General features: G+C 57.9%; 25 protein-coding genes. 4 read left to right on the forward strand and 21 right to left on the reverse strand.

Annotation, left to right across the window (positions count from 1 at the left end; all coding sequences use genetic code 11):
- Positions 1 to 181: 181 nt before the first annotated feature.
- From purM to ACR2R1_RS21325, 3 genes are all read left to right on the forward strand, one after another.
- Positions 182 to 1,231: a phosphoribosylformylglycinamidine cyclo-ligase gene (gene purM / locus ACR2R1_RS21315; protein WP_434111837.1), complete on the forward strand. Its 1,050-nt coding sequence runs from the start codon at positions 182 to 184 to the stop codon at positions 1,229 to 1,231.
- 28 nt (positions 1,232 to 1,259) lie between these two features.
- Positions 1,260 to 1,985, forward strand: a complete 726-nt coding sequence (locus ACR2R1_RS21320) for a glycosyltransferase family 2 protein (protein WP_077728064.1) — start codon at positions 1,260 to 1,262, stop codon at positions 1,983 to 1,985.
- A 71-nt stretch (positions 1,986 to 2,056) separates the two neighbouring features.
- A complete protein-coding gene (locus ACR2R1_RS21325; RefSeq protein ID WP_077728065.1) occupies positions 2,057 to 2,431 on the forward strand; it encodes a cupin domain-containing protein in 375 nt (124 codons plus the stop codon).
- A 66-nt stretch (positions 2,432 to 2,497) separates the two neighbouring features.
- Here ACR2R1_RS21325 and ACR2R1_RS21330 read toward each other — a convergent pair whose 3' ends face one another.
- Positions 2,498 to 3,319, reverse strand: coding sequence for a DUF3530 family protein (locus tag ACR2R1_RS21330; protein WP_168175315.1), 822 nt, complete (start codon positions 3,317 to 3,319; stop codon positions 2,498 to 2,500).
- Positions 3,320 to 3,482: 163 nt separating this feature from the next.
- Here ACR2R1_RS21330 and ACR2R1_RS21335 point away from each other — a divergent pair, with 163 nt between their 5' ends.
- Complete coding sequence (locus ACR2R1_RS21335; protein ID WP_077728067.1) at positions 3,483 to 4,943, forward strand: glycosyl hydrolase family 57; 1,461 nt, start codon at positions 3,483 to 3,485, stop codon at positions 4,941 to 4,943.
- A 59-nt stretch (positions 4,944 to 5,002) separates the two neighbouring features.
- Here ACR2R1_RS21335 and ACR2R1_RS21340 read toward each other — a convergent pair whose 3' ends face one another.
- From ACR2R1_RS21340 to ACR2R1_RS21435, 20 genes are all read right to left on the reverse strand, one after another.
- Complete coding sequence (locus ACR2R1_RS21340; RefSeq protein ID WP_077728068.1) at positions 5,003 to 5,521, reverse strand: nuclear transport factor 2 family protein; 519 nt, start codon at positions 5,519 to 5,521, stop codon at positions 5,003 to 5,005.
- A gap of 323 nt (positions 5,522 to 5,844) precedes the next feature.
- On the reverse strand, positions 5,845 to 7,818 hold the full coding sequence (ftsH, locus tag ACR2R1_RS21345; RefSeq protein WP_434101726.1) for an ATP-dependent zinc metalloprotease FtsH: 1,974 nt from the start codon (positions 7,816 to 7,818) through the stop codon (positions 5,845 to 5,847).
- 112 nt (positions 7,819 to 7,930) lie between these two features.
- Entirely contained in the window at positions 7,931 to 9,295 is a 1,365-nt protein-coding gene (locus ACR2R1_RS21350) for a TolC family outer membrane protein (RefSeq protein WP_434111840.1), read from the reverse strand.
- Positions 9,292 to 12,810, reverse strand: coding sequence for a DNA polymerase III subunit alpha (gene dnaE, locus ACR2R1_RS21355; protein WP_434111842.1), 3,519 nt, complete (start codon positions 12,808 to 12,810; stop codon positions 9,292 to 9,294). The genes ACR2R1_RS21350 and dnaE overlap by 4 nt, the downstream gene beginning before the upstream one ends.
- Positions 12,811 to 13,149: 339 nt before the next feature.
- A complete protein-coding gene (gene rfbD / locus ACR2R1_RS21360) occupies positions 13,150 to 14,070 on the reverse strand; it encodes a dTDP-4-dehydrorhamnose reductase (protein WP_347257394.1) in 921 nt (306 codons plus the stop codon).
- On the reverse strand, positions 14,067 to 14,624 hold the full coding sequence (gene rfbC, locus ACR2R1_RS21365; RefSeq protein ID WP_156879543.1) for a dTDP-4-dehydrorhamnose 3,5-epimerase: 558 nt from the start codon (positions 14,622 to 14,624) through the stop codon (positions 14,067 to 14,069). The genes rfbD and rfbC overlap by 4 nt, the downstream gene beginning before the upstream one ends.
- Entirely contained in the window at positions 14,621 to 15,514 is an 894-nt protein-coding gene (rfbA, locus tag ACR2R1_RS21370; RefSeq protein ID WP_240502361.1) for a glucose-1-phosphate thymidylyltransferase RfbA, read from the reverse strand. The genes rfbC and rfbA overlap by 4 nt, the downstream gene beginning before the upstream one ends.
- 50 nt (positions 15,515 to 15,564) lie before the next feature.
- Complete coding sequence (gene rfbB, locus ACR2R1_RS21375; protein ID WP_086135240.1) at positions 15,565 to 16,635, reverse strand: dTDP-glucose 4,6-dehydratase; 1,071 nt, start codon at positions 16,633 to 16,635, stop codon at positions 15,565 to 15,567.
- A complete protein-coding gene (locus tag ACR2R1_RS21380; protein WP_210023802.1) occupies positions 16,632 to 17,441 on the reverse strand; it encodes an ABC transporter permease in 810 nt (269 codons plus the stop codon). Before ACR2R1_RS21380 ends, rfbB begins: the two co-directional genes overlap by 4 nt.
- Positions 17,438 to 18,181, reverse strand: coding sequence for an ABC transporter ATP-binding protein (locus ACR2R1_RS21385; RefSeq protein WP_434111845.1), 744 nt, complete (start codon positions 18,179 to 18,181; stop codon positions 17,438 to 17,440). The genes ACR2R1_RS21380 and ACR2R1_RS21385 overlap by 4 nt, the downstream gene beginning before the upstream one ends.
- 3 nt (positions 18,182 to 18,184) lie before the next feature.
- Positions 18,185 to 19,150 carry a PQQ-dependent catabolism-associated beta-propeller protein gene (locus tag ACR2R1_RS21390; protein WP_347257393.1) on the reverse strand — a complete coding sequence of 322 codons (966 nt, stop codon included), beginning with the start codon at positions 19,148 to 19,150 and terminating at the stop codon, positions 18,185 to 18,187.
- 40 nt (positions 19,151 to 19,190) lie between these two features.
- Positions 19,191 to 20,420, reverse strand: a complete 1,230-nt coding sequence (locus tag ACR2R1_RS21395; RefSeq protein WP_434111849.1) for an ABC transporter substrate-binding protein — start codon at positions 20,418 to 20,420, stop codon at positions 19,191 to 19,193.
- A gap of 93 nt (positions 20,421 to 20,513) precedes the next feature.
- Positions 20,514 to 21,371 (reverse strand): RNase adapter RapZ, encoded by an 858-nt coding sequence (gene rapZ / locus ACR2R1_RS21400; protein ID WP_077728078.1) that lies wholly within the window; start codon positions 21,369 to 21,371, stop codon positions 20,514 to 20,516.
- Positions 21,372 to 21,431: 60 nt separating this feature from the next.
- Positions 21,432 to 21,719, reverse strand: a complete 288-nt coding sequence (gene hpf / locus ACR2R1_RS21405) for a ribosome hibernation-promoting factor, HPF/YfiA family (RefSeq protein ID WP_077728079.1) — start codon at positions 21,717 to 21,719, stop codon at positions 21,432 to 21,434.
- Positions 21,720 to 21,749: 30 nt separating this feature from the next.
- The gene (locus tag ACR2R1_RS21410; RefSeq protein WP_077728080.1) at positions 21,750 to 23,213 is read right to left on the reverse strand and encodes an RNA polymerase factor sigma-54; all 1,464 of its coding nucleotides are present in this window, start codon (positions 23,211 to 23,213) and stop codon (positions 21,750 to 21,752) included.
- Positions 23,214 to 23,305: 92 nt separating this feature from the next.
- Positions 23,306 to 24,031 (reverse strand): LPS export ABC transporter ATP-binding protein, encoded by a 726-nt coding sequence (gene lptB / locus ACR2R1_RS21415; RefSeq protein ID WP_077728081.1) that lies wholly within the window; start codon positions 24,029 to 24,031, stop codon positions 23,306 to 23,308.
- A gap of 3 nt (positions 24,032 to 24,034) precedes the next feature.
- Positions 24,035 to 24,736, reverse strand: a complete 702-nt coding sequence (gene lptA, locus ACR2R1_RS21420) for a lipopolysaccharide transport periplasmic protein LptA (protein ID WP_434111852.1) — start codon at positions 24,734 to 24,736, stop codon at positions 24,035 to 24,037.
- The gene (gene lptC, locus ACR2R1_RS21425; protein WP_077728082.1) at positions 24,723 to 25,298 is read right to left on the reverse strand and encodes an LPS export ABC transporter periplasmic protein LptC; all 576 of its coding nucleotides are present in this window, start codon (positions 25,296 to 25,298) and stop codon (positions 24,723 to 24,725) included. The genes lptA and lptC overlap by 14 nt, the downstream gene beginning before the upstream one ends.
- A complete protein-coding gene (kdsC, locus tag ACR2R1_RS21430) occupies positions 25,298 to 25,834 on the reverse strand; it encodes a 3-deoxy-manno-octulosonate-8-phosphatase KdsC (RefSeq protein ID WP_077728083.1) in 537 nt (178 codons plus the stop codon). Before kdsC ends, lptC begins: the two co-directional genes overlap by 1 nt.
- A complete protein-coding gene (locus tag ACR2R1_RS21435; protein ID WP_077728132.1) occupies positions 25,834 to 26,844 on the reverse strand; it encodes a KpsF/GutQ family sugar-phosphate isomerase in 1,011 nt (336 codons plus the stop codon). Before ACR2R1_RS21435 ends, kdsC begins: the two co-directional genes overlap by 1 nt.
- Positions 26,845 to 26,850: the final 6 nt, after the last annotated feature.

A 26,850-nucleotide genomic window follows, 5' to 3' on the forward strand; every position in this document is an offset into this window, starting at 1 on the left:
GGCGACGAGGCGCACGAAGATCCTCCCGCAGGTTGGCGAAGAGCGTTGTACAATATCACAATCCCTTAGAGCAGCTAAAACACTCTATGTCCGTTCGACCAGTCTGGATTTCACTTGAATGGACACTGGTTTTTGGCTCATTAGAGTTCTTTTTTCCGAATTGATATCCCGGAGATTCAGCTTGACCGATTCCAAAACCGAATCCCTCGATTACAAAAGCGCCGGTGTCGACATCGAGGCCGGTAATGCACTCGTAGAGCGAATTAAACCGTTTGCCGCAAGAACTCGCATTCCCGGTGTGCTGGCCGGACTCGGGGGATTCGGCTCGCTGTTCGAGCTTCCGGTAGGCCGTTACAAGCAGCCGGTTTTGGTCGCCGGCACCGACGGGGTGGGCACGAAACTGCGATTGGCCATCGATAGCGGACAGCATGGCGGCGTCGGCATCGACTTGGTTGCAATGTGTGTCAACGATATCGTCGTTCAGGGCGCCGAGCCTTTGTTTTTTCTCGATTATTACGCCACCGGCAAACTCGAGGTGGATGTCGCCGCCTCGGCGATCCAAGGCATCGGCAAAGGCTGCGAATTGGCCGGGTGCGCCCTGGTGGGCGGCGAAACGGCGGAGATGCCGGGGATGTACGGCACAGGCGATTACGATTTGGCCGGCTTTTGCGTGGGCATCGTGGAGAAGGACGAGATTCTCGACGGAAGCCGGGTCCGTCCGGGCGACAAACTGCTCGGCCTGGCGTCTTCCGGACCGCACTCGAACGGCTATTCCTTGATCCGCAAGATCGTGGACCGAGAAGGCCGCCGCCTGGATGAATCATTGGACGGAAAGTCCTTGGGCGAATGGTTGCTCGAGCCGACCCGGATCTACGTCAAGCCATTGCTGCAACTCATGCGTCAAATCAGGGTTCATGCCCTGGCCCATATCACCGGCGGCGGAATCACGGAAAACCTGCCGCGGGTCTTGCCGGATCGCTCGGAGGCGGTGGTCGACCCGTTCGCCTGGCCGAGACCGGCCGTGTTCCGCTGGCTGCAGGAAAAAGGCGGGGTAGAGGACGGCGAGATGCTGCGCACCTTCAATTGCGGCATCGGCATGATCGTCTGCGTCGCGCCGGAAGACGAAGAGAACGCCCGTGCGCTGCTCACCGCTGCCGGCGAGACCGTGTATACCATCGGCGAGATCGCATCGGCTGATGGCGGTCCTCGGGTCAGGTACGTCCAGCCATAGTACGCAATGCTACTGTTCAGGAAGATTTATGGAACTTAGTGTCGTTGTGCCGGTTCACAACGAGGAAGACAACGTTGAACCGCTGATCGCCGAAATCGATCGAGCCTTGATCGATGCGGGAAATTACGAAGTGATTTTCGTGGATGACGGCAGCACCGACAATACCCTGACCCGCCTTGACGGTTTGCGAGCGCAGTACCCGCGGCTGCGCGTTCTGTGTCACCGACGCTGCTGCGGGCAAAGCACCGCCTTGCTGACCGGCGTTCGCGCAGCCCGCGGACGAATCATCGCGACCCTGGACGGCGACGGGCAAAATAATCCTGCCGATATACCGAAATTGATCTCGGCCCTGAAGTCTATGGACCAGGACGGAATGAAGGCCATGGTGGCGGGACTTCGCAAGCGCCGCAAGGATACCGGCTGGCGGCGGTTTTCCTCCAAAGTTGCTAATGCCGTGCGCAGTTCGCTGCTTCACGATAATACGCCGGATACGGGATGCGGGCTCAAGGTGTTCTCGCGCGAGTTGTTTCTTTCCCTGCCGTATTTCGACCATATGCACCGTTTCCTTCCCGCGCTTGTTCAGCGGGCCGGAGGAAAAGTCGTGTCGGTGGAAGTCGATCATCGGCCCCGTGTGCGCGGTGTGTCCAAATATGGCACCTGGCACCGGCTATGGGTTGGCATTGTCGACCTGTGCGGGGTGATGTGGCTGCAACGGCGCGCACGCTTTCCTGAAGTGAAGGAAGTGGGCGGTTAAAGGTCTTTATCTCCCGGGCGAGATGGCGTAAGTTTTTAGATTTAATTCGCATAAGAACAAAGGAAAATAATATGAGACCGAATCCCGTCCTACATGCAGTTGTCGTTTTTTCCGTAGTCTGGGCCGGAGTGGGCCGGGCTGAGGAACCGAAGATGCCGCCTCGCCAAGTGCTTTTGGAGAAAGCCCTCGAGCTGCCAACCAATAAGGTCAATTCGCGGGTCATTCGGGTCATTTTCCCGGAGGGTTACAAGACACCTTTGCATACGCATGAAGGGCCGGGGCCTCGTTACGTCGTGAAGGGCAAGGTGAAAATCGAGGAAGGCGGCCAGGTTCGCGAATACGGGCCCGGAGAGGTGTTTTGGGAATCCGGTCAATGGATGACGGCGGAAAATGTCGGGCAAGGCGAGGCCGAGGTCATCATCATGGAATTGGCGGCGCCTAAGTAAGCAAGATATTTGCCCATGGGAAGCGGAACGATCCGGTGGGCACACGTCATCCAAGGGGCGGCGCAGCTATTTTGGATTCAGGCCGCTTTGCTTCTCCGGCGCAGAAGGAGGAGCAGCATCCAAAGCGGCACTAATCTGCAAATTGGTTAGCCAACCGTGAACACGGTTGACCAGAAATTCTCCGATGTCTTGCCATCCGTGATCGGGCTCATTCAGAACCAGCAACCGATAGGACGGATTGGTTTTCATGGCGGCCCGCTTGCGGGACGCTTCGTCGTCCATTGGCACCGATATTCGGCTGCTTAGAATTTCAAGTATAGGCAAGCGGATGGCGCTCAGGCTATCGGGGGAGATCGGCGGTGGATCGAGCTTCCGCACGGGGGCCGGGTCGATCAGCACCGCGGCCTTCACGGCTCCGTCGGGCGAATCGGCGAGATAGCTCAATGCCGTCCATGCTCCGATATCGTGGGCCAGCAAGGCGATATTCCCGATTTTTTTCTGCTTGAGAAACTCCACGCTGGATTGCAGCCTTGCGATTGTTTCTGCAAGAAGATTCGCATGGCCTTGCAGATCGTCGGCGTCCGATATGGGCATCGCCAAAGACAAACTGCTCCAGCCGTGTACCGGCAAGCCTAGTCGGAGCGGACGAATAAGATCGGCCGCATCCTGATTCGAATGTCTCCCATGCAGCAGGATGACGCCGCCGCGTACGTCTTTCGATACTGCCTCTCGGTATAGTCCCTGAAATCCCAGATCGGACGCTTCCAGCCGAATCGCTTCGTCCGGGTGTGTACGAGTCCCGATATCGTCGGCGATTTGACGCTCCCGATGCACATCCGTTGCCAAGGTCTCGCTACTCGCCAGACACGCCGAAATCGAGATAATCAAAATTTGCTTACAGAGGCGGGTTTTTGAACACAAATTGTTTCCTCGAAAAAGGCCAAAAGGTATGAAGCGTTCAGCGGTCCGGCGATTTCGATTGGTGTAAACTGGCCGGAGCCAATGCGCTACGAAGCCGAACAATCCTCTTCAGTGTACCGGAGCGTCACCCATGGAAACACTCTCTGAAACCATCGATGGTCTTCCCAATATCTCGGGGTCGGAATCTTTGATCGAACAGGCGATTCGAAACCGGCCGGACACGGTCTTCCAGAATTCCAGTCCAATCGAGTTCGGCCGCATCAAGAGCGCCGCCGCGATCGCGCTGCACATGCATCAGCCTTTGATTCCGGCCGGTGGCGGGGATCCGTCCACCGCCAAGATCATCAGCAATCTCAAGCACATGATGGAGAATCAGCATATCGGCGATAACCATAACGCCCCGGTTTTCCACTGGTGCTACAAGCGCATGGGCGAGTTCGTGCCGCAACTGATACACGAGGGCAAGGAACCGAGGGTCATGCTGGAATACTCGGGAACCCTGTTCTACGGCCTTCGCGAGATGGGCTTGCACGACGTGTTCGACAATCTCAAGACGATCACCGTAAATCCGGATTACCGCCGTGCCGTCGAATGGCTGGGCGCGCCCTGGGGCCATGCCGTGGCCCCGTCAACACCGGTTCAGGATTACCGTCTGCACGTCAAAGCCTGGCAGCATCATTTCGCCGCCATTTTCGGCGTTGAGGCTTTGACGCGGGTGCGGGGTTTCTCGCCTTCCGAGATGGCGCTGCCGAATCATCCGGATGTCGCCTACGAATTCGTGAAGACGCTCCGGGATTGCGGCTATACGTGGGTTCTGGTGCAGGAGCATACCGTCGAGCGTCCCGAAAACGGCTGGGGACCGGAGCACAAGCATTTGCCGCATCGGCTGGTTTGCACCAATTCGGAAGGCGAAAGCGTCAGCATCATCGCGATCATCAAGACCCAGGGCAGCGATACCAAGCTGGTGGCGCAGATGCAGCCTTACTACGAGGCCAGAAGCCTGTCCCGCTGGGATCTGGCCGGAAAATCGGTCCCGCCGCTGGTGACGCAAATCGCCGATGGCGAGAACGGCGGCGTGATGATGAACGAATTTCCGCCGAAGTTCATGGAGGTGGTCCGCGAGGCCAGCGGGTCGGAAACGCCGCTCATGAACGTGACCGAATACCTGGAATTTTTAGCCGACACGGGGATAGCAGAAAGCGATTTCCCGACGGTACAACCCTTGTTTCAAAAAATGATTTGGGACCGTTTCAAACCCGGCGACGGTGCCGAAAAGCTGGAAAAAATCATCGAGGAGATCAAGAAAGAAGATCACCGGTTTCACATGGAGGGCGGCAGCTGGACCAGCGATATTTCCTGGGTGAAAGGCTATGAGAACGTATTGGGCCCCATGGAAGAAGCCAGCGCACTGTTTTACGAGAAGGTCCTGAAAAAAGGTGCGCCGACCGACGATCCGCGTTATCGGAATGCACTGTTCCATTTGATGACGGCTCAAACCAGTTGCTACCGGTACTGGGGGCAAGGTCTGTGGACGGATTACGGCCGAGAGATTTGCCGACGGGCGACGGAGATCTTCAACAGCGATTTCTGAACGAGTTTCGCGAGGCGCGAAAGAAGCGGGCTGTACAGCCCGCTTTTTGCTTGGACCGATCAAATCGGTAACTCGGAATTCGGCACGCCTATGGAAAAATGTTGCTGAATGATTTTCCAGTTGCCGTGTTCTTTCCTGAACACCAGGCTCAAGCGGAACGGTACATCACCGTTCGCGAAGTGCCAAACCGCCTGCTCGGCGGCCCAGGCAACCGCGCCCCGGTGCCCGACTTGGAGATTGACCGGCGAAACCACCGGCAATCCGCCATTCTCGTAACCGATAGACGCCAGAAAATCGAAAATGCCTTGCCACCAGGCTACGATCGCGTCGTGGCCGACGAAGACCTCGGGGGTATCGGTGCCCAAGGCCAAGGCATCCGGCGAACGCGAGGTGATGAATTCCATGAAGTCGATATCGCCGGTCGTGGATGCATTATGGAACTGCATTATCAACCCTTTGATCTCGTCGTCGACGGCATCGGCGCGAACGGCTTGCGGTGCGGCAAAAGCGAGCATGAATCCGCATACGGTGGCTATTAATGGAAAAATGATGAATTTCGAGCGCGATGAGTTAGTCATTCCTGTAGTCCTTCGATGTAATGAAATCTATGGGAAATTGAAGGCTGGCTTTGTCCAATTCCTTATGCGACGCCTCCCAAGCGACCTCCCTTCGATTCGGATTCTAGAGGGCTTGATCTCCGCCGGAAGTGAACTATTCACGCGAATCGAGGCGCTTGCTCGCCGCCGGAAAATCGGTGCGGCGCGCTGGCGGGATATGAATCGATTTGTCGAGATAAGATGGAACAGCGGCCGATAATCGGCTTATCGGCCATGATGGCAGGAAAAGCGAAGGAGGCGGAGAATAGATCTCCGCCCGTGGCTTCGTTGGATGTGAGAAAGTGTCAGGCCGAGCGCCGCTCCATCCTGTGGATCACCTCTTTGATTTCCTCGCCGCTGACGACTTCCCGTTCCTGCAATATCTTGGCGATTTCATCCAAAGTTGTGCGTCGCTGCGTGAGAATTTCCCGCGACCGGCGCTGCCCCTCCTCGACCAGTTCCCTGACTTCCGAGTCGATTAGCTGCGCGGTCTCTTCGCTAAAATTCCGCTCCTCGGTTCCTTCGATATTGAGATATGCGAGCTGCTGCCTTTTTCCGTAGGTGAGCGGGCCGAGTTTCTTGCTCATGCCCAATTGGCAAACCATGGCCCTCGCGATTTCGCTGGCTTTCTCGAGATCGTTGTGAGTGCCGCTGGATATATTGCCGAATACCAACTCTTCGGCCGCGCGTCCTGCAAGCAGGATGGCGATCTTGTCGCGGAGTTCGTCCTCGGTGGCGAGGAATTTTTCCTCGATCGGCAATTGTAGGGTAAAGCCCAAGGCGGCCGCGCCGCGTGGAATGATGGAGACCTTGTGTACCGGTTCGCCGGTGGGAACGACCTCGGCCACCAGTGCGTGGCCGGACTCGTGATATGCAACTCGGCGCTTCTCCGGTTCGCTGAGCGTACGGCTCTTTTTCTCGGGGCCGGCGATGATTCGGTCAATGGCCGCCTCGAAGTGCCTCATGCCGACCGCTTCCTGGTTTTCGCGCACGGCGATGATGGCGGCTTCGTTGCAGATATTGGCGAGATCCGCGCCAACCAGACCAGGCGTCCGTTGGGCTACGACCCGGAGATTCACGTCCGGCCCCAACTTGATATTGCGGGTATGCAGCTGGAGTATGGCAACCCGGTCGTCCAGGCCCGGCTTGTCGACCACGATCTGCCGGTCGAAGCGGCCCGCGCGCAGCAGGGCTCTATCGAGGATTTCCGGGCGGTTGGTGGCCGCCATGACCACCACCCCGATCGATGGATCGAAGCCGTCCATTTCCGTGAGCAGTTGGTTCAAGGTCTGTTCGCGCTCGTCATGACCGCCCATGACCACCGGGCCGCCGCGCGCCCGCCCGATGGCGTCGAGTTCGTCGATGAAGATCATGCAGGGCGCTTTTTGCCGGGCTTGTTCGAAGAGGTCGCGAACCCGCGCCGCGCCCACTCCGACGAACATCTCGATGAACTCGGAACCGCTGATATTGAAGAACGGCACCCCGGCCTCGCCGGCCACTGCGCGCGCCAGCAAGGTCTTGCCCGTGCCGGGCGCGCCGACCAGAAGGACGCCCTTCGGCATGCGGCCGCCCAGTCGTTGGATACGGGCCGGATTGCGTAAGAATTCGATGGTTTCCTTGAGCTCTTGCTTGGCTTCCTCGGCGCCCGCGACGTCCTGAAACGTGACCTTGACCGACGATTCCGCATGAATGCGAACCCGGCTGCGGCCGAAGTTCAAAAGGCCGCGCCCGCCGGTCATGCGGCGCGCCATCCAGGTCCAGAGCGCGAACAGAATGCCGATAGGCAACAACCAATTGAAGATGAAGTTGCCCAACCAGTTGTTGCCGTAGCGAACGGTGTATTTGACGCCTTTTTCTTCCAGGGCCTGCGCCAAATCCTGATTCCATAACGGCACGGTGATGAAACGGCGTCGTTCTTCGCCGGGAGCCTCGGGCTTCAGGTACCCGGTGATCACTTGATCCATCACGACGACGTCCTCTACCTGCTGTTCCTGCACGTATTTCAGAAAATCGCTATATGGGATTTCGTCCTGGCGTACTTCCTGATAGCCCTGCCAGAAATACAAGGTGGCTAAGATCAGAAGGAGATAAAGCCAGAGATTGATGCGCCGTCGCCGCATGCTCTGATAATCGCTCTCATCGCCGGCGCGCGGATTGATTTCCGTATCGGGTTTCCCGTCGAGGTCTGCGCTTCGCAAGTTGTCGGTCAGTTTTTTCCAGAACTCCTGAACACCTTTACCGAGGGAATCCAACAAGGAATCTCGTGAATTCTTATTCATATGAATCTCCCAATGGAACCGCGGGACAGCCGACGGATACAGTTTCGAACCCGATGGGGTGCGATTGGTTCCGCCGGCGGCGTTGACTCAAAAAAGACTCTTTTTGACGTGGTCAGAACTCGGATTCGTCGGGTGCCGTAGAATCCGCTCGAGAATTCGGACCCAGCCACTGATTGACGATCGCGAGATCCGCTGGGTTCAAGGTCCCGGCGGCCTGTTTGAGCGCCAGACTGTTGATGATGTAATCGTAGCGCGCCCGCGCATAATCGCGCTTGGTCCGAAACAGATTGCGCTGTTCGGCGAGGACGTCGACCATCGTTCGGGTGCCGACTTCCAACCCGGCTTCGGTCGCTTCCACGGCACTTTGCGACGACACTACCGCCGCCTGGAGGGCCTCCACCTGACTGATGGCGGACAGAATACCACGGTAAGCATCTTTCACTTGACGCTTGACCGACCGCCGTACGCCGTCCAGATTTTCCTGGGCCGCTTCGTATTCATGGCGGGCCTGGCGAACCCGCGAGTTGACGCCGCCGCCCGCGAACATCGGTACGTTGACTTGCATTCCGATGATTTGATACTCGGTGGGTATGCCGCGCGGCCGGTTGGTATCGGTGAATCCCGCCGAGCCGACCAGATCCATCGACGGAAGATGGCCGGCGAACTGAAGATCGATATCTTTTTTCGCCACCAGGCTGCGGTTCTCGGCTGCAACGATACTGAGATTGCTTTGCTGGGCCAGGTCGCTCCAGTTCTCGATGTTTTCGGGATCCGGGCCCTTCAACGGAATCTTTTCGGCGAGTTCGGCCAGGGCAAGGTCGTATTCGCCGATGATTTCCTGGAGCGCTTCCCGCGCGTTGTCCACCTGGTTTTCGGCCTGTATGACATTAGCCCGGGCCTGGTCGTAACCCGCTTGGGCTTCGTGCACGTCGGTAATGGCGATCAGTCCCACCTCGAACCGTGCCTTGGCTTGTTCGAGCTGGCGCTCGATGGCGCGCTGCTCGGCCAGCGCGAATTCGCGGCTGTCCTGGGCGAACAAAACATCGAAATAGGCACGCGCGGTACGCAGCATCAGGTTTTGTTGCTCCGCCGCGTAATTGGCTTCCGCCTCGGCGATTTGATTGTCCGCCTGGCTCAGCTGGACCCAATAGTCGTGATGATAAATCGGCTGAGTCAGGTTGATGCTGGCCGCACTGTTCCAGAAGCCGACATTCCGGGCACCGGCGATGAAGGCGAGCTGAAACTCCTCGAACTTCGACAGCACGGAGTTGCGGTTGAGCTCGCCGGTCAGCGACAAAGTCGGCAATAGACGGGCGACACTTTGCGGCTTGGCTTCCAGGACGGCGTTGCGGGTCGCTTCCACTTCGCGCAGCCTTGGATCGCGTTGCAACGCGAGTTCGAGGATTTGCAAGAGATCCTGCGCCTTCGCGCCTGCCGTCACGAGCAACAATAGAGCGAGCAAGATGCCTTTTTTCATTGGTAATGCAGCTTCACCTTATCGGTTCCGACACGCTTTTTAAGACGCGCGAGCAGTTCATCGCCGGGATGTACGCGCCATGCTTCCCCGAGCTGAATCGTCGTCTGTGCCGCTTTCCCTCGGTATTCGATATAAATCGGACAGCTGCCGCCTCGGAACGGTGCGAGCAGATCGACGAGTTCGTTGACCCACTGGGCTTCCGAAGGGGCGGTGTTCGGGCCCGACGGCGGCCATTGAATGAAGAGATGTTTGGCGAAGTGCGCGCGCGCCTGCGCCATGGTGAACAGGTGTTCCGCGGTCAGGCGGAGTTGGCCGGCATAGTCGTCGAAACCCAGATTGCCTTCGACGACTAGCAGCGCGTCCTTCACCAAATGCTCCCGGTATTTTTCCAAAACCTCCGAAAACACCGCTACTTCCAGCCTTCCGGTTCGGTCATCCAGAGTGGCGAAGGCCATGCGCTTGCCGTTCTTGTTCTGCCGGGCGCGAAGCTCCACGACGAGCCCCGCGACTACGGCGCGCACTTCCCGGCGTCCTCCGGGCCCCCGCTCGTTGTCGAGCGACAATTTTCCGAGACGGCCGGTAACGAAGTGCTGGATTTCGGCCTCGTAAGGGCCGATCGGATGGCCGGTGAGATAGAGCCCTAGCGTCATTTTCTCGTAAGCCAGGCGCTCGTCTTCCGGCCAAGGTTCGACGGCTGTTGCGACGCGCGGCGTATCCTCGGCCTCTGCCGGGCCCCCGAGCCCGAACAAGTCGTCCTGTCCGGTTTCGGCCATGGTACCGTGTTGTTCGGCCGCTTTGATCGCGTCCGACAGCTCCGCCATATGGCGTGCGCGATTCGAATCGATGGAATCCAGGGTGCCGGAGCGGATCAGCGCTTCGATCACGCGCCGGTTGACCTTGCGCGGATCGACCCGGCGGCAGAAATCGTACAGATCCTCGAATGGGCCGCCGCGTTTGCGCTCCTCGAGAATATCCCGGATCGCCGTTTCGCCAACTCCTTTGATCGCGCCTAGGCCATACAGGATGGTGCGGTCGTTGAGCACCGCGAAGCGGTATTCTGAGCGGTTGATGTCCGGCGGCTGGACGGCCAGTTTCATTTCCCGGCACTCTTCGATCAGGACCACGACCTTGTCGGTGTTGTCCATGTCCGAGGACAGCACCGCAGCCATGAAGGCAGCCGGAAAATGGGCCTTGAGCCAGGCGGTCTGGTAGGACACCAGCGCGTAGGCCGCCGAGTGCGACTTGTTGAAGCCGTAGCCGGCGAACTTCTCCATGAGATCGAAGATGTAGCCGGCGATATTCTCGTCGACCCCTAGCCCGACCGAGCCGGTGACGAAGATTTCCCGCTGTTTCGCCATTTCCTCGGGCTTTTTCTTGCCCATCGCGCGGCGCAGGAGATCGGCGCCGCCCAGAGTGTAACCGGCCATGTCGCGGGCGATTTGCATCACCTGTTCCTGGTATACGATGACGCCGTTGGTGGGCCTGAGAATCGGCTCTAGGACTGGGTGCGGGAATTCCGCCTTGGTGCGGCCGTGCTTGACGTTGATGTAGTCGTCGACCATGCCTGACTGCAGCGGGCCCGGACGGAACAGCGCCACCAGGGCGATGATGTCCTCGAAGCAGTCCGGTTGCAGGCGCCGGATCAGGTCCTTCATGCCGCGTGATTCGAGCTGGAAGACGGCGGTTGTCGAACAGCTTTTCAGCAGCTTGTAGGTGTCGGGGTCGTCCAGGGGAATTTGGGCGATGTCCACCGGCGGCGCGTCTTTCTCGGCCCGCTGTTTGTTGATGGTTTCCAGCGCCCAGTCGATGATGGTGAGAGTGCGGAGTCCCAGAAAGTCGAACTTGACCAGACCCACCGCTTCCACGTCGTCCTTGTCGAACTGGGTCACCAGGTTTTCGCCGCCCGGTTCGCAGTACAGCGGGGAAAAATCGATCAGCTGGGACGGTGCGATGACGACGCCGCCCGCGTGCTTGCCGGCGTTGCGGGTAATGCCTTCGAGCGACTTGGCGAGGTCGATCAGCGTTCGGACTTCCTCGTCGCTCTCGTACAGCTTTCTGAGGTCTTCGCTGTCGGTGAGGGCCTTGTCCAGGGTGATGCCCAGCTCGAACGGAATCAGCTTGGCGATCTTGTCCACGAAGCCGTAGGAATGGCCCAGCACCCGGCCCACGTCGCGTACCACGGCCTTGGCCGCCATGCTGCCGTAGGTGATGATCTGGGACACCCGGTCGCGCCCGTATTTCCGGGCTACGTAATCGATCACCTCGTCGCGGCGCTCCATGCAGAAATCCACGTCGAAGTCGGGCATGGACACGCGCTCGGGATTCAGGAAGCGCTCGAACAGCAGTTCGAATTCGATGGGGTCGAGGTCGGTGATCTTGAGGGCGTAGGCCACCAGCGAGCCCGCGCCGGAACCGCGTCCGGGCCCCACCGGAATGCCGTTTTTCTTGGCCCACTGGATGAAATCGGCCACGATCAGGAAGTAGCCGGGGAAATCCATCTGATTGATGACCGAGATTTCCAGTTCCAGCCGCTCTTCGTAGCGCTTGCGCCGGTCTTCGAGACTCCCGCTCCCGGTGGGCGGTCGGACCGCCAGACGTTCCTTCAACCCCTTGCGCGACTCCTCGGCGAAAAATTCCGCCGTACTCATGCCTTCGGGTACGGGGAATTGCGGCAGAAAGTTCTTGCCTAGGGTCAGTTCGAGATTGCAGCGTTTGGCGATCTCGACCGAGTTTTCCAGGGCTTCGGGGAGATCGGCGAACAACTCCGCCATCTCCTCGGGGCTTCGGAGATATTGCTGCTCGGTGTAATCGCGCGGGCGGCGCGGATCGTCCAATACCCGGCCCTGATGGATGCAGACCCGGGCTTCGTGAGCCTCGAATTCCGACGGGCTGATGAAACGTACGTCGTTGGTGGCGACCACCGGGACGTCGAGCTCGATCGCGAGGCTCACGGCACCCTCGATGTATTCCTCCTCGTCCGGACGTCCGGTGCGTTGCAGCTCCAGATAAAAGCGCCGGTCGAAAATTCCGAGCCAGCGTTCGAGCAGGCGTTTCGCTTCGCTTACGTTGCCCATCAGCAAAGCCTGTCCGATATCGCCTCGGCGGGCGCCGGAGAGCGCCAAGAGTCCCTCGTTTTTTTCTTCCAGCCACTCGGGCATCAGCAAGGGCACGCCTTGATGCTGATTTTCCCGATAGCTGCGGGAAATCAATTCGGTGAGGGTGCGGTATCCCGCGGTATTCTGCACGTACAGCGTCAAAGCATGCGGAGAGGCCGGGTCGGCTTCGTTGTATAGCTGCACATCGGCTCCGGCAATGGGCTTAACCCCTTCGGCCAAGGCCGCTTTATAGAACTTGACCAGGGCGAACAGATTGGACTGGTCGGTCACGGCCACCGCCGGCATGCCCAGCGCCGCCGTGCGCTTGACCAGGGCTTTCACGTCGACCAGTCCGTCGACCAGGGAGTATTCCGTGTGGACGCGCAGGTGAATGAAACGGGGATCGAGCGCTTCGGTCATGAAGTTCGGGTAGCTTGCAGGTTTGTCTAAAAGATCGTTTTCCGTCACTTGTTGCGGTGCGTGATCGGCATTCTCCTAGTTTTCGTGAGAATGTACGTTCTAGGCTCGAACGTGTTCTCGCCAATCAGGCGCATCCGAACTGCTGCGTTGTCATTTTATTCGCACGTGTGTCGACCATTCGTTCATCAGACGATCTTCCATCGTATGGTAAACATCGGCGTCAAAGTCGGCTCGATTTGGCTTCGCGGCCACTGGACCGGATTCGAACTTTGCGGAACCGCAGTAATTCAGGCGTGAGAAACGGTTCAGGCATGTTTGCCAACGCCGAGGATAGGTAATTCAATCCTTTGTTCGGTATGCAAATTCATCCAGGCAAAAACGGAGAGCCTGGTCCCAATCGGGTAAGCCCAGACCGAATTCCTCGAAGAGCCTTTTATTGGAAAGCACGGAATATTTCGGACGCCGTGCGGGAGTGGGGTATTCGGAGCTCGGGATTGGTTCGAGCCTGGCGGCGGATTCCGGCAACAATCCCTTTTCGAGGGAGTAGTCGCGTATATTGCAGGCGAAGCCGTGCCAACTCGTCTGTCCGTCGCAGCTCAGATGATAAATTCCTTGCCGATCGCCCGGCTCGAACCGTCCGTTCGCGGTGGACTTGGCAAGCATCAAGGCGGTGGCCTCGGCGATGAGACGGCTCCAGGTGGGAGCGCCGAACTGATCGTCCACGACGCGGACGAGTTCGCGTTCCCGCATCAGTCTCAGCATCGTGAGCAGAAAGTTCTGGCCGCGCCGTCCGTAAACCCAGGCAGTGCGCAGGATGAAGTGAGGCACGCCGACCTGGCGGATGGCCTCTTCGCCGGCCAGTTTGCTTCGGCCGTAGGCATTTTGCGGGCCCACCGGATCGTCCTCGCGATAGGGCGCATCGTCGTCGCCGTCGCCCGGGAAAACATAGTCGGTGGAATAATGGATCAGGCCGGCGCCGACGTTCAGCGCTTCCTCCGCCAGGATGCCCGGCGCCAAGGCATTGACCCGGAAGGCGAGATCGTTTTCCTGTTCCGCTTTGTCCACGGCGGTGTAGGCACCCGCATTGACGATCAAGCCGGGCCGGATTTGCCGCACCGACGCGCGGATGGAATCGGGATCGGTCAAGTCCAAAGCCGGAGTCGACCGGCGATCCAGCGCTATCGTTTCTCCCAGGCAGGCGAGACTCCGGCGTAGCTCCCACGCCACCTGTCCTTCACGTCCGATCAGGAGAATCTTCATGCTTGCCAGACGGGGAGCAGCTCGCGGGGAAAATCCTTCAAATTCCGGGCGGATTGGTCCTTCGCCGACAAAACGGGATTGTCGATCGGCCAGGTAATGCCCAGATCCGGATCGTCCCAGCGGAGGCTGTATTCCGCGCTCGGATTATAAAAATCGGTGCACTTGTAGGAAAAAAGCGCAGTCTCGCTCAGCACGCAGAACCCATGGGCGAAACCTTCCGGCACATAAAGCTGATGGTGGTTTTCTTCCGAAAGGAGCGCACCGAACCACTGGCCGAAAGTCGGCGAGCCGGTGCGGATGTCGACCGCCACGTCGAATACCTCGCCTTGCAAGGCCTGCACGAGCTTGCCCTGCGGGGTGGGATTCTGGAAGTGCAGACCGCGCAGAATGCCTTTGCGCGACAGCGATACATTGTCTTGAACGAATTCCCGGTCCAAACCGGCTTCCCGATAGCGCCGCCGATTCCAGGTTTCCAGAAAGAAGCCGCGGGCATCGCCGAAGACGTCGGGCTTGATCAGCAACACGCCCGGCAATGGAGTGGATTCTATATTCATGCGGGGCGGCCCAGTTCTAGAAGTCTGATCAGGTATTCTCCATAGCCGCTCTTGTTCAGCTTCATGGCGTGCTTTTCCAGATCGCCGCCGCTGATCCAGCCCTGGCTCCAGGCAATTTCCTCCGGGCAGCAGATTTTCAGGCCTTGGCGTTCTTCTATGGTTTGAATGAAATTGGAAGCTTGCAGCAGCGAGTCGTGCGTTCCGGTGTCGAGCCACGCCACGCCGCGGCCGAGTTTTTCGACCTGAAGCCGTCCTTGCTCCAGATACAGGTTGTTGATGTCGGTGATTTCGAGCTCGCCGCGGGCCGAGGGTTTCAGGTCGGCCGCCATGTCGACCACCTGGTTGTCGTAAAAGTAAAGACCGGTGATGGCGTAATTGGATTTGGGGCGCTTGGGTTTTTCCACGAGATTCACCACGCGGCCACTCTCGTCGAACTCTGCGACGCCGTAGCGTTCGGGGTCCTTGACCCAATAACCGAAAACCGTGGCACCGGTTTCGCGGGCAACCGCTTTTTCCAGATAAGTCTGGAGGCCATGGCCGTAGAAAATGTTGTCGCCCAGGATCAGGCAGGAACGATCCTTGCCGACAAACTCCCGTCCGATGATGAAGGCTTGGGCGAGTCCTTCGGGTTTCGGCTGCACGGCATAACGGATAGACATGCCCCATTGCTCGCCGTCGCCCAATAGACTTTGGAATAAAGGCGCGTCCTGGGGAGTAGTGATGATCAGTATGTCCCGTATGCCCGCCAGCATTTGCACCGACAGGGGATAATAGATCATCGGTTTGTCGTAAACCGGCAGTAGCTGTTTGCTGACGACATAGGTCAACGGATGCAGGCGAGTGCCCGAGCCCCCGGCCAGAATAATCCCCTTCAAGTTATCGGACTTCAAAGATATTCCCCCCTTGCATGCTGTTTGTTGTCGCCGGCAGACCGCTGCACTCAGGACTTTTCGATTCCCAGGCGTTCTCCCCGGTAACTGCCGTCCATGACCCGCTGGCACCAGTTCTGGTTTTCCAGATACCACTCCACGGTCTTGCGGAGTCCGGTCTCGAAGGTTTCGGCCGGTTCCCATCCCAGCTCCCGGCGTATCTTGCCGGCATCGATCGCGTAGCGGAGATCGTGGCCGGGGCGGTCCGTAACGAAAGTGATCAGTTCGCGGTGCGGACGGTATTTGGAATTAGGCAACAATTCATCGAGCAAGCTGCAGATGGTCTCGACGACTTCCAGGTTGGTTTTTTCGTTGTTGCCGCCGATATTGTAGACCTCGCCCGCTTTGCCATCCTCAAGGACTCGTTCGACGGCCCGGCAATGGTCCTCGACGTAAAGCCAGTCGCGCACGTTGGCACCGGTCCCGTAGACCGGCAGCGGCTTGCCGTTCATGGCATTGTGGATCATCAGCGGAATCAGCTTTTCCGGGAATTGGTACGGTCCGTAGTTGTTGGAGCAGTTGGTGGTTAGAGTCGGCATTCCATAAGTGTGGAAGTAGGCTCTGACCAGATGGTCCGACGAGGCCTTCGAAGCCGAGTAGGGCGAGTTTGGTCGGTAAGGGTTTTCCTCGGTGAAGAACCCCTCGGATCCCAGCGTTCCGTAGACCTCGTCGGTGGAGACGTGGAGGAAGCGAAACGCTTTGTGCGCCTTGGGAGAAAGCGACCGCCAATAACGGCGCGCCGCTTCCAGCAATTGGAATGTGCCGAGAATATTGGTCTGAATAAAAGGTTCCGGCGAGTCGATCGAGCGGTCCACGTGGCTTTCCGCGGCGAAATTGACGATGGCGTCCGGCTGATAGCGTTCCAGTAGATAATCCACCAGGCTGCGGTCGCCGATGGAGCCCAAGACAAAGACGTGGGCGGGGTTGTCCTTGATGCTTTCCAGCGTATCCAGATTGCCCGCGTAGGTCAGGGCATCCAGGTTGACGACTTGAAGATTCGCCCGGCGCATTTGGCGAAGCACGAAATTTCCCCCGATGAATCCGGCACCTCCGGTTACCAATATTGTTTTCGATTGTGTCATGCGGCTGGTCCACCCTTACGTTGCATCATTCCTCGTGAGGGATTGTATCCGATGATGGCGATGATCAGAAAAACAATCAGCGCCACGGATGTGTAGATACAAGCGTAAAGATTGAACTGACCGTAGAGCGCGAAACGGATGAGTTCCACGGCTTGGGAGAATGGGTTGTACGAGGCGAGAGTGTAGAGGAGTTCGCTGGATTCCTGGATTTTCCACAGCGGATAGAGCGCGGTGGACAGGAAGAACATCGGAAAAATCACGAAGTTCATGACGCCGGCGAAATTCTCAAGCTGCTTGACGAAGGAAGACAGCAGCAGGCCGAGCGCGCCCAGCATCAAACCGGAGAGGACCAGCGCCGGCAACACGCTCAGATAGCCTTCCAAGGGAGCTCGGATGTCGTAAAACCAGGCGATGAGGAGAAAGGTGTACGCCTGCAATACCGCGACCAGAACGCCGGCCAGGAGTTTGTCCACCAGCAAATACCAGCGGGGCAAGGGACACACCAAGAGGGTTTTCATGCTGCCCATCTCGCGGTCGTAAACCATGGAGAGAGAACTCTGCATGCCGTTGAACAGCAGAATCATCCCGAGCAGTCCCGGCGTGATGTAGACCTCGTACAGAATATACGTTTCATAGGGCGGAATGATCGCGACGCCCAAAGTCGAGCGGAAACCGGCAGCGAAGATGAACAGCCAGACCAGGGGACGAACCAGGGCCGAGACGAAGCGTTCGCGCTGGTGCACGAAGCGCAGCAGTTCCCGCGCCATGATGCCGCGCAAGGCGCGGAGGTAGTGCATGAGCCTCATGCGGCCTCCCGCGTCAGCCTGTGGAACGCGTCGCCCACGGTTTCGGCGCTGGCGGTTTTCAATACCTCCGGGATAGAACCGTCGGCCCGAACGGCTCCCTTGTGCAATACGACCAGACGATCGTTTTCGTAGATCTCGTCGATCAGATGAGTGGCCCAGAGCACGGCGATGCCGCTATCGGAACACAGCCGATGCACGTAGTCGACGATGGCCTTACGGCTCGGAACGTCCAGGCCGACCGTGGGTTCGTCCAAGAGCAGTAGCCGGGGCTCATGCAACAAGGCCCGCGCGATTTCGACCCTGCGCCGGTGGCCGCCGTTGAGCTGCCTAACCTTCTCTTTCCGCCGCTCGAACATACCTTGACGCTCCAGTTCTTCCCGGATGCGCGCGTCGGCGCGGCGGCGGCTCAGACCGTGCAGCGAAGCGTGATAGTGAAGGTTTTGCAGCACGGTCAGATCGAGATCCAGGGTCGTTTGCTGAAAAACGACGCCCAGTTGCGCCAGTGCTCGGCTGAATTCTTTCCTGACATCGTGTCCCGCAATAAGGATTCGTCCTTCGCGACTGTCGTACAGCCTTGTGATCAGGGAAAACAGCGTGGTTTTGCCGGCGCCGTTGGGGCCCAGCAAGATGGTGCATTCACCGGGCGCAACGGCAAAGCTCACGCGGTCAAGCGCCTTCTTTTTGCCGTAGGCATAGGAAAGTCCCGCCACGGTCAGGGCAGGTGTGGGATTAAGAGTCATGGTTCAAGGTTTAACGACGAGCCCCCATGGGTAATGGCCCACGGCGACGGACTTCAGAACCTTGTGCTGTTTGAGATCAATGATCGAAATGTCGTTGCTCACGCCGTTGGTGGTATAGAGCCGGGATTGATCCGGCGAAAATTCGAGGTTCCAAACCCGCTGACCGACCAGGAGATAGTCGACGACTTCCAGCTTTTGCGCGTCGATGACGGCTACCCGGTTCGCCGGTCCCAAGGCCACGTACCCGTAACGTCGATCCTTATCGATACGAATGCCGACCGGCTGGATTTTCTCCTGAGTGACGCCGGGAATCTTGAAGCCGATCTTTTTGACCGGCTGTTTGGTGTCGACATCGAATACGGTCAAGGTGCCGGCAATTTCCGAAGTGACCCAGAGCTGCCGGCTGTCGTCGGTGAATGCGCAGGCGCGTGGACGCGGATCGACCAGCGTGTTGTCCACGATGTCGAGACTACTGCGGTCGATCCAGTGAGCCATATTGGTCGTTTCGCTGGTGCTGACCACCCATTTCCCGTCCGGGCTGACCGCGATGCCTTCCGGTTCAACCCCGACCGGAACGGTTTTGACGGCCTTCTTGGAGGCGATCTCGATCACGGTCACCTGATTGTCGTCTTCGTTGGAGACGTACAGGAACCGGCCTTCGGGGTCCCTCGCGAAGGTTTCCGGATCTTCCCCCGAAGGCAGTTTGCCGACCACTTTCAAGCTTTCCGTATCGATGACCTGAATGGTGTTATCGTCGCTGGCCGCGACGTAGAGCCGGCGTTGATCCTTGCTCAGCACGATGCCCCGAGGGCGTTTCCCGATCTTGACGGTTTTTATGAGTTTTCCTTGCGCGGCATCGACCACGGCCAGAGCATTGTCTTTTTCCAAGGTGACGAAGACCGTTTCGCCGAAAGCGGAGCTAGAGGCCATTCCTCCCAGCAAAAGGGCCGACATCATCAGTTTTTTCATCGATTGTTTCCTCTGGTAAGACTGGGATTTATTGCGCGGCTTAGAAGCGGCACTTCGACTCGGGTTCATCGTAACCCAGGGTATCCAATTCGTTCTTGGGATGGAGAAAGCCTTCCACCGGAGCGACGGCTACCATCGACCGTTCGGAAGCGATCAGCACCGGTTGCCGCAATTGGCCGTTCCAGCGTCGGAACGACAAGGGCACGCCCTTGAATCCGGCCAGGGCGAATTCTTCTCCGAGCATAAAGGTTTTCACCTTGTCGAAATCGACCGATTTGGTACGCGTGGCCGACTCGCCGATGGCCCGAACCGCCAGCCACGCACCGTAATCTTCCTCGGTCATCCAGCGGCCGGCTTGATCGCGGAAACGGTTCTGCAATTGCAGCGCGCCCCATGCCTCGTGCGTCCGGTGCCAAGCGGTCGCCACCAGCCCTTGAGTGCCGGCGACGGGGCGCGGCTGCCAGGTGCGATAAGGAAGAAAATCGCCGAATAAACCCGATTCGTCGGCGACGATGAGTATGTCGTAGTCGACGCCCTGGGTGAAAACCGGTACTTCGGATTCCGGCGTGCGGCGTTCGTCGAAGCTGTGTTGCCAGGTCCTTTCCGCAACGATTTTCGCTCCGAAACGTTTGGCGGCGCGTTTAACCGCTTCGGCGTAAAGCTTGTCGCCATCGTTGGGTCCGGCAGCCAGGAACCACTTGTTCCAGCGCTTCTTCGCCAGGTATTGCCCCAAGGCATCGGCGCGCATCGCTCGGCTGGGCAAAAGGTGGAGTACGTTGGGGCGGCAGGCTTCGCCGCGGAGCTCATCGTCCCGGCTGGCGATATCGTACAGCAGAGCGTTTTGCGATTCGGGCAAAGCCGCCAGTTCGCGGATCTTTGTGGACTCCAGGTTGAGGAGGATGTGTCTATGGCCGTCTGCCAGCAGGGCTTTGAATGCTGCGGCAACATCGCCGTCCGGCGGCACGATGCTTTCACGCACGCTGAAGTTCTGGCGGGTGAAGCGGCCGGTGGTATTGTTGTCCTGAATGCCGAGACGTGCGCCCTGTAGCCCTCCGTCGGTGACCGCCTGCTCGAAAAAAGGCAGGACCGGCGGGCTTTGAGCGTCCTGCGCGAGATAAGCGATGGGCAGTTTATCGAGCTTCGCTTCGGCGCTTGCCTTGGGTTGGGATTTCGGCGCCGGCGCCGTTTTCTTGGCTCCGTAGGCCGGCGTGAAGGCAGCCAGAAGGAGGCTGAGAAAAATAAGCGGTAGTGTTTTTGAAATTGAAAGCATGATTCCGCACCGTTCGACCGTGGGAATTATAACGAAACCGGCTGTGGCCCGGAAAAACGCCAGACCCGATGTCCGTGCGGTCCGGCGTCGGGGCTAATTCAAGTCCCTATGCCGAACGAGAATATCGTACGTATCCGAACGGAAGCGCTCTGCCAGCGCTTCCACCAGATAGACCGAACGATGCTGTCCGCCGGTGCATCCGATGGCGGCGGTCAGATAGCTGCGGTCTTCGTCCGCGAACCGGGGTATCCAGCGTTGCAATAGGGCGACGACGTCGTCCAGGTAGCTTTGAACCTCGGTAATGTTTGCGAGAAACTCGATCACTTCCGCGTCTTTACCGGTCTTGCTGCGCAGGCTGGGTTCCCAATGCGGGTTGGGTAGACAGCGCGCATCGAACACGAAGTCCGCGTCGAGCGGAATGCCGTTCTTGTAGCCGAAAGACAGGAAATACAAGGACATCGAATGCTCCTGCTTCGCTCCGAGACGGCCTCTTATCAGTTCACGCAACTGATGTATGTTGGTGTAAGTGGTGTCTACAAGGAGATGGGCGCGACTCGCGACCGGTTCCAGCAGCTTACGCTCCAATTCGATCGCTTCGCTGAGCGGACGAGCCGAATCGGTTAACGGATGCTTGCGGCGGGTCTCGCTGAAACGCTTGAGTAGAGTGTCGGTCTCCGCCTGTAGAAAGAGAATCTGACACTCTATCCCGAACCTGTCGGCCAGTTCCAAAGTCAGGGGAAACTGGTCCAGACTCGCGCTCTGATTTCGGGCATCGATGCTGATCGCGGTTTTCCGGAACGCTCCCGGGTTGCTGATCACGGCTTGCCGTATAAAAGATTCGAACAGCGAGACCGGCAGGTTATCGATGCAGTAGTAACCGGAATCCTCTAGAGTTTCCAGCGCGATACTCTTGCCCGACCCGGATAAACCGCTGACGATGACGAGTTTCATGGCGACGTTTTGCTCACGCCTATATCAGCCGAAAAAACGAATGTGCTGTGGGGCGAGTGGTCAGTGCTCTTGAACTTTTTCTTTATGTTTGACGACTTGTCGATCGAGCTTGTCGACCATGCCGTCGATGGCGGCATACAGATCCTCGCTTTCCTCCTGAGCGAACAAGCTGGCGCCGTTGACTTGCACCGTCGCTTCCGCTTTTTGAGCCAGTTTTTGCACTTCGAGCACCACGTGCACATTTACGATCTTGTCGAAATGACGTTCGATCCGCTGCATTTTTTCCATGACGTAATTTCTCAGGGCTTCGGTTACGTCGATGTGATGGCCGGTGATGCTGATTTGCATGATGATCTCCCTAGTTTTGGATGATTGTTATCAAAAAACACGTTTTCTTTCGTTGGACGGCGGAATAGCCATGGCTTCCCTATATTTGGCGATGGTGCGGCGCGCCACGTTGATGCCCCGTCCCTTCAGCATGGCTGCGATCGTGTGGTCGCTCAGAGGCTTCAGCGGATCTTCGCCTTCGATGATTTCTTTCAAATATGCTTTGATGGCGGTTGCCGAACATTCTCCGCCGGCATTCGTCGAGACATGACTGGAGAAGAAGTACTTGAATTCGAAGACGCCATTCGGCGTGTGGATATATTTCTGCGTTGTAACCCTGGAAATGGTGGATTCGTGCATTCCCACTTCTTCGGCGATGTCTCGCAAAACGAGCGGTTTCATGGCCGTCTCGCCGTATTCCAAAAAGTCTTTCTGGCGTTCGACGATGCAGCGAGCCACTTTCAGCAGGGTGTCGTTCCGGCTTTGCAGACTTTTGATGAACCAGCGCGCTTCCTGCAGATGGTTCTTCATGGTGACGTTGTCCGCGCTGTTGTCGGCGCGCTTGATCATGCCCGAATAAAACGGATTGACGCGCAGCTTGGGCGAAATTTCGGGGTTGAGAGCGACGATCCAATCGTTTCCCTGCTTGACCACGAACACATCGGGAATCACGTACTGAGATTCCGAGGCAGAGATCTTGCGGCCGGGTTTGGGTTCCAAAGTACGGATCAAAGCCACCACGTGGTTCAGATCCTCTTCGGACAGCTCCAGCGTGCGTCTGAGCTTGGCCAGATCTTTCTTGGCCAGGAGCTCCAGATGCCGGGTCACCAGCGTGAACGCCTCCTTTTTCCACGGAGTGTCATCGGGCAGCTGATTCAATTGGATCGCCAGGCAATTCGCGAGGTCCGGCGCGGCCACTCCGGGCGGATCGAAATTCTGAACCCGATGCAGAACGGCCGTCACTTCCTCGATCTCCAAGCCGTTGATTTGATTGACGAGGCCCTGATGGATGTCTTCCACGCTGACCGTCAGATAGCCGTCGTCATCGATAGCGTCGATAATCGCCGTGGCGATGGCGTAGTCCTGTTCGCTGAACGTCGTCAGCTCCATCTGCCAGTGCAGGTAATCCTGCAAGGACTGGGCCGGCGCCCGCTGAAAAATGAAATCGTCGCTGTCCGAATCTGAGGCCGCGACGGAGTAGCTCTGAAAACTGTCGTACACCTCGTCCCATGAGGTATCGACCGGTAATTCCTGGGGGATATCGGTTTGGGCGTCGAGATTCGACAACTCCTTGAATTCCGGCTCGCTGGACGGGGCAGGGGTTTCTACCGAGTCATGAAACTCCCCGTGGCTGCCTTCGTCTTCCGCCACTTCGAGCATCATGTTCGAGTCTAGCGCCTGTTGTATTTCCTGCTGTAAATCCAGGCTTGACAACTGCAGCAGCTTGATAGCCTGTTGCAATTGGGGGGTCATGGTCAGCTGCTGACCCAACCGGAGTTGCAGAGTTTGCTTCATGAAGCTTTACGTCCAGAAATGCGCGTTGGCAGTGTGAGAGTGAAAAATCAGAACCATTCTAGTGCACAGGTACTAACCATGAAAGGGACTGTCTAAAGGGAAAAATGTTCGCCCAGATAAACTTGGCGTACTTCCTTGTTTTGTACTATGTCTTGCGCCGTGCCTTCTGCGATCACGACGCCTCCGCTGAGGATATAGGCGCGGTTGCATATTCCGAGCGTCTCGCGCACGTTATGTTCGGTAATGAGAATACCGATGCCGCGGTCTCTCAGGTGCTCGATGATCTTTTGGATGTCGATGATCGAGATCGGATCGACCCCCGCGAACGGTTCGTCCAACAGCATGAACTGCGGCTCGCAGGCCAGTGCCCGCGCGATTTCCACTCTTCGGCGCTCTCCGCCCGAGAGTCCCAGGGCGGGCTGGTTGCGCAGATGGCCGATACTGAATTCCTCGAGAAGCTCCTCGATCACCAGCTCTCGCTGTCCGTTGGTCAATCCTTTGCGCAATTCCAATACCGCCCGCAAATTGTCGGCTACGGTCAACTTCCGGAAGATCGAAGGCTCCTGCGGCAGATAGCCTACGCCGAGTTGCGCCCTGGCATGCATGGGGAGATTCGTGATGTTGTGTTCGTCCAGGTAGATTGTACCGCTATCCGGACGTATTACCCCCACGATCATGTAAAAACTGGTGGTTTTTCCGGCCCCGTTGGGCCCCAGCAAGCCTACGACTTCTCCGCTGTGGATTTGCAGCGAGACACCGTTGACGACATTGCGCTTGTTGTAGCGTTTGAGTAGATCGGTAGCAACTAGAATCGCCATCGCTTATTCGGATTTCTCTTTCGGCTGCATTTTTACATGTACGCGTTTGCTGCCGGTGGTGGGGCTGCCGGCCTTGAATAAACCGTTTTTGGTGTCGTACTCGATGATGTCGCTGGCGGTCGAATTCTGTCCTTGCCAGACCAATGCCTTGTCGTAGAGGATCAGTATTCCGGTATCCGGAAAATAATCGGCACGTTGCGAGGTCCCGTGAATGTCTTCCTTGCCGCCTTCCGGGGTTTGTTTCAGCCGGGTGGGATTTCCGGTAACGATAATTTTCTCTGTCTGGCCGCCTTTCTGATAAACGGTCATTTGGTCGCCTTGAACATCGAGGCTGCCTTGAGTGGCTTTCACATCGCCGGTGTATACGGTTTGGCCGGTCTTTTCATCGTAAGTCGCCGTGTTGGCTTCGATATAAATCGGCTGCTTCGAGTCGCTGTCCAATGCGAACGTGTTCTCAGCGGCGAATAAAAACCATAAGGCGATCAGCAGGGTTGAAATAAAACCGACGGTCCTTTCAGGGAACGCTTGCTGAATACGTATTGGAAGGGTCATTCCGGTGCTCCAATCGCAAACGGCCTGGCCGGGAGCACCGGCCAGCCCCTTCCTGAAGACGCCGTTTGCGATTGGATAAAAACGGTAGGTCTCGCATCCGGGGCTGTCGCTCGGGTCTACCGAGTTGCAGCGGCGGCTCTTAGGGGAATTCATGCTTTCTTCGTACATTGGAAAGAATCGTGACTTTTAAATCATCGCCGAAGTGAACTCGTGCGCCATTGCCGGTCAGTTCGTCCGGCGGACTCAGTACCTGTATGAACTCGTCGGTTTCGGCGTAGTTGTTGTCCGGTTGGACTCTGGCGTTCTGGGTGACGATTTTCAGCGTACGGCCGTTTTCGTCCCGCTCGCGCAGAATAAGGACGTTTCCGTTCAAAAATATGGTATCGCTTTCGCCCGGCATGAGGGCGTTATCGGAATGAATGACCCACGGCGGTCCGTCTTTTCCGTAGAGCGTCAGAACCGGCTGTACCAATTCGGTACGGTCTTGATCCACATAATGGGTAAGGTTTACGGCAAACAGCAGTTGCTTCGGTTTGCCGTTTTCGTCCATCAGCGTACGACTCAGGTTTTTTGAATAATAATCGATCGTTCCGTGGGTTCTCGGTCCGGCAGATTCTTCGGCCGGCATAAAAACGCCGGCAAGCCACCAGGTAAACAATGCCAGGGTGGCCAATCCCAGATAGGTTACCAGCGATCTCAGAGCAAAAATGCTCATCAGAAATGACTCTCGATAACGCCTTGCAAGGTGCCTTGGGCTTTCATAACGAGATCGCAGACTTCCCGTGCGGCGCCCGCTCCGCCGGGACTGGGCGTAACCCAGTGGGCATGCTGTCGAATGCTGAAGTGGGCGTCCGCTACCGCCACCGCCAGTCCGACTCGGCGCATGATCGGCAGATCCAGGAGATCGTCGCCGACATGGGCGATTTCATCGGGAGCCAGCGCCAGCTCATTGCGAAGATGCTCGAACGCGTCCAGTTTGTCTTGGTACCCCTGATAGACATGACGAATGCCGAGGCTCTCCATGCGCAGCGCCACCGACTGCGAACGCCGACCGGAAATCACTGCCGTCGCTACGCCCGTCCCCTGAAGCAACTTGATGCCATGACCGTCGCGGGCATGAAAGCTTTTGTATTCCTGGCCTTGCTGGTCGAAAAAAAGCCGGCCGTCGGTCAGAACGCCGTCCACATCGAAAATGACCAGGCGGATGCCGGCCGCGCGAGCCAGCACGTCTTGAGGCGCATGCTCGGGCATCAAACCACCCCGGCTCTCAGCAAATCGTGCATATTGAGTGCGCCGATCAGCCTGTTCTCCTCGTCGACGACCAAGAGAGCGCTGATCCGCTTTTCCTCCATGATGCGTACCGATTCCGCGGCTAACAGTTCGGCCGAAACTTTGGTGCAATATTGTGTCATGGCTTCATTGATCGGCGTGGTGTGAATATCGCCGGCCTTTTCGAACAATCGCCGGAGGTCGCCGTCGGTAAAAATTCCGAGCACTCGATAGTCGCTATCGACGATAGCGGTCATTCCGAGCTTTTTCGCCGTCATTTCCAGAACCGCGTCGCGTACCAGGGCCGTTTCCGGCACCGCCGGAATTTCCGGGCCGGTGTGCATGACGTCCTGCACCCGGGTTAACAGTCGCCGTCCGAGACTCCCTCCCGGATGCGCGAATGCAAAATCCTCCCGGGTGAATCCTCGCGCTTCCAACAATGCGACGGCCAAAGCATCTCCCATCGCCAGCGTCGCGGTCGTGCTCGATGTGGGGGCCAGACCGAGCGGGCAGGCTTCTTCCTTTACGGATGTGTCGATATGCACCAGCGATTGCCTGGCCAGCGTGGATTTGGGGTTGCCTGTCATGCCGATCAAAGGAACGTCGAGTCGTTTGATCAGGTGCAAGATGGCCAAAATCTCGGGGGTTTCCCCCGAATTCGACAAGGCCAGAACGACATCGTGCGCCGTGATCATGCCGAAATCGCCATGGCTGGCTTCTCCGGGGTGCACGAAGAAGGCAGGCGTACCGGTACTCGCCAAAGTGGCGGCGATCTTGCCGCCGATGTGGCCGGATTTTCCCATTCCGGTCACCGCGATCCGGCCCTTGCAGGCCAGTATGAGTTTGCAGGCCGCCGCGAAATGACCGTCGATGCGCCCCATCAAGGCGGCTACCGCCTCGGCCTCGGTCCGTACGACCTTGAGTCCGGCCCGGCACAGGCTGTCTTCATCGTAGGTCGTGGCGAGTGTGGTGCGCTGTAAGCTCGACGTCATGCGTGT

Origin of the sequence: Methylocaldum sp. GT1TLB, assembly GCF_051027445.1 — a bacterium.
GTDB lineage: Bacteria > Pseudomonadota > Gammaproteobacteria > Methylococcales > Methylococcaceae > Methylocaldum.

Bases quoted from the DNA above. Each gene is read 5' to 3' on its own strand.
- dnaE (WP_434111842.1), bottom strand. From the start codon at position 12,810: ATGACCGAAGCGCTCGATCCCCGTTTCATTCACCTGCGCGTCCACACG.
- rapZ (WP_077728078.1), bottom strand. From the start codon at position 21,371: ATGAAACTCGTCATCGTCAGCGGTTTATCCGGGTCGGGCAAGAGTATC.
- kdsC (WP_077728083.1), bottom strand. From the start codon at position 25,834: ATGCCCGAGCATGCGCCTCAAGACGTGCTGGCTCGCGCGGCCGGCATC.
- ACR2R1_RS21340 (WP_077728068.1), bottom strand. From the start codon at position 5,521: ATGACTAACTCATCGCGCTCGAAATTCATCATTTTTCCATTAATAGCC.
- rfbD (WP_347257394.1), bottom strand. From the start codon at position 14,070: ATGAAGATTCTCCTGATCGGACGTGAAGGACAGGTGGCGTGGGAGCTA.
- lptA (WP_434111852.1), bottom strand. From the start codon at position 24,736: ATGAATTCCCCTAAGAGCCGCCGCTGCAACTCGGTAGACCCGAGCGAC.
- ACR2R1_RS21390 (WP_347257393.1), bottom strand. From the start codon at position 19,150: ATGAAAAAACTGATGATGTCGGCCCTTTTGCTGGGAGGAATGGCCTCT.
- ftsH (WP_434101726.1), bottom strand. From the start codon at position 7,818: ATGAATAAGAATTCACGAGATTCCTTGTTGGATTCCCTCGGTAAAGGT.
- ACR2R1_RS21435 (WP_077728132.1), bottom strand. From the start codon at position 26,844: ATGACGTCGAGCTTACAGCGCACCACACTCGCCACGACCTACGATGAA.
- ACR2R1_RS21335 (WP_077728067.1), top strand. From the start codon at position 3,483: ATGGAAACACTCTCTGAAACCATCGATGGTCTTCCCAATATCTCGGGG.
- ACR2R1_RS21385 (WP_434111845.1), bottom strand. From the start codon at position 18,181: ATGACTCTTAATCCCACACCTGCCCTGACCGTGGCGGGACTTTCCTAT.
- ACR2R1_RS21350 (WP_434111840.1), bottom strand. From the start codon at position 9,295: ATGAAAAAAGGCATCTTGCTCGCTCTATTGTTGCTCGTGACGGCAGGC.
- ACR2R1_RS21380 (WP_210023802.1), bottom strand. From the start codon at position 17,441: ATGAGGCTCATGCACTACCTCCGCGCCTTGCGCGGCATCATGGCGCGG.
- rfbC (WP_156879543.1), bottom strand. From the start codon at position 14,624: ATGAATATAGAATCCACTCCATTGCCGGGCGTGTTGCTGATCAAGCCC.
- lptC (WP_077728082.1), bottom strand. From the start codon at position 25,298: ATGAGCATTTTTGCTCTGAGATCGCTGGTAACCTATCTGGGATTGGCC.
- hpf (WP_077728079.1), bottom strand. From the start codon at position 21,719: ATGCAAATCAGCATCACCGGCCATCACATCGACGTAACCGAAGCCCTG.
- lptB (WP_077728081.1), bottom strand. From the start codon at position 24,031: ATGGCGATTCTAGTTGCTACCGATCTACTCAAACGCTACAACAAGCGC.
- ACR2R1_RS21395 (WP_434111849.1), bottom strand. From the start codon at position 20,420: ATGCTTTCAATTTCAAAAACACTACCGCTTATTTTTCTCAGCCTCCTT.
- ACR2R1_RS21325 (WP_077728065.1), top strand. From the start codon at position 2,057: ATGAGACCGAATCCCGTCCTACATGCAGTTGTCGTTTTTTCCGTAGTC.
- ACR2R1_RS21320 (WP_077728064.1), top strand. From the start codon at position 1,260: ATGGAACTTAGTGTCGTTGTGCCGGTTCACAACGAGGAAGACAACGTT.
- rfbB (WP_086135240.1), bottom strand. From the start codon at position 16,635: ATGACACAATCGAAAACAATATTGGTAACCGGAGGTGCCGGATTCATC.
- ACR2R1_RS21410 (WP_077728080.1), bottom strand. From the start codon at position 23,213: ATGAAGCAAACTCTGCAACTCCGGTTGGGTCAGCAGCTGACCATGACC.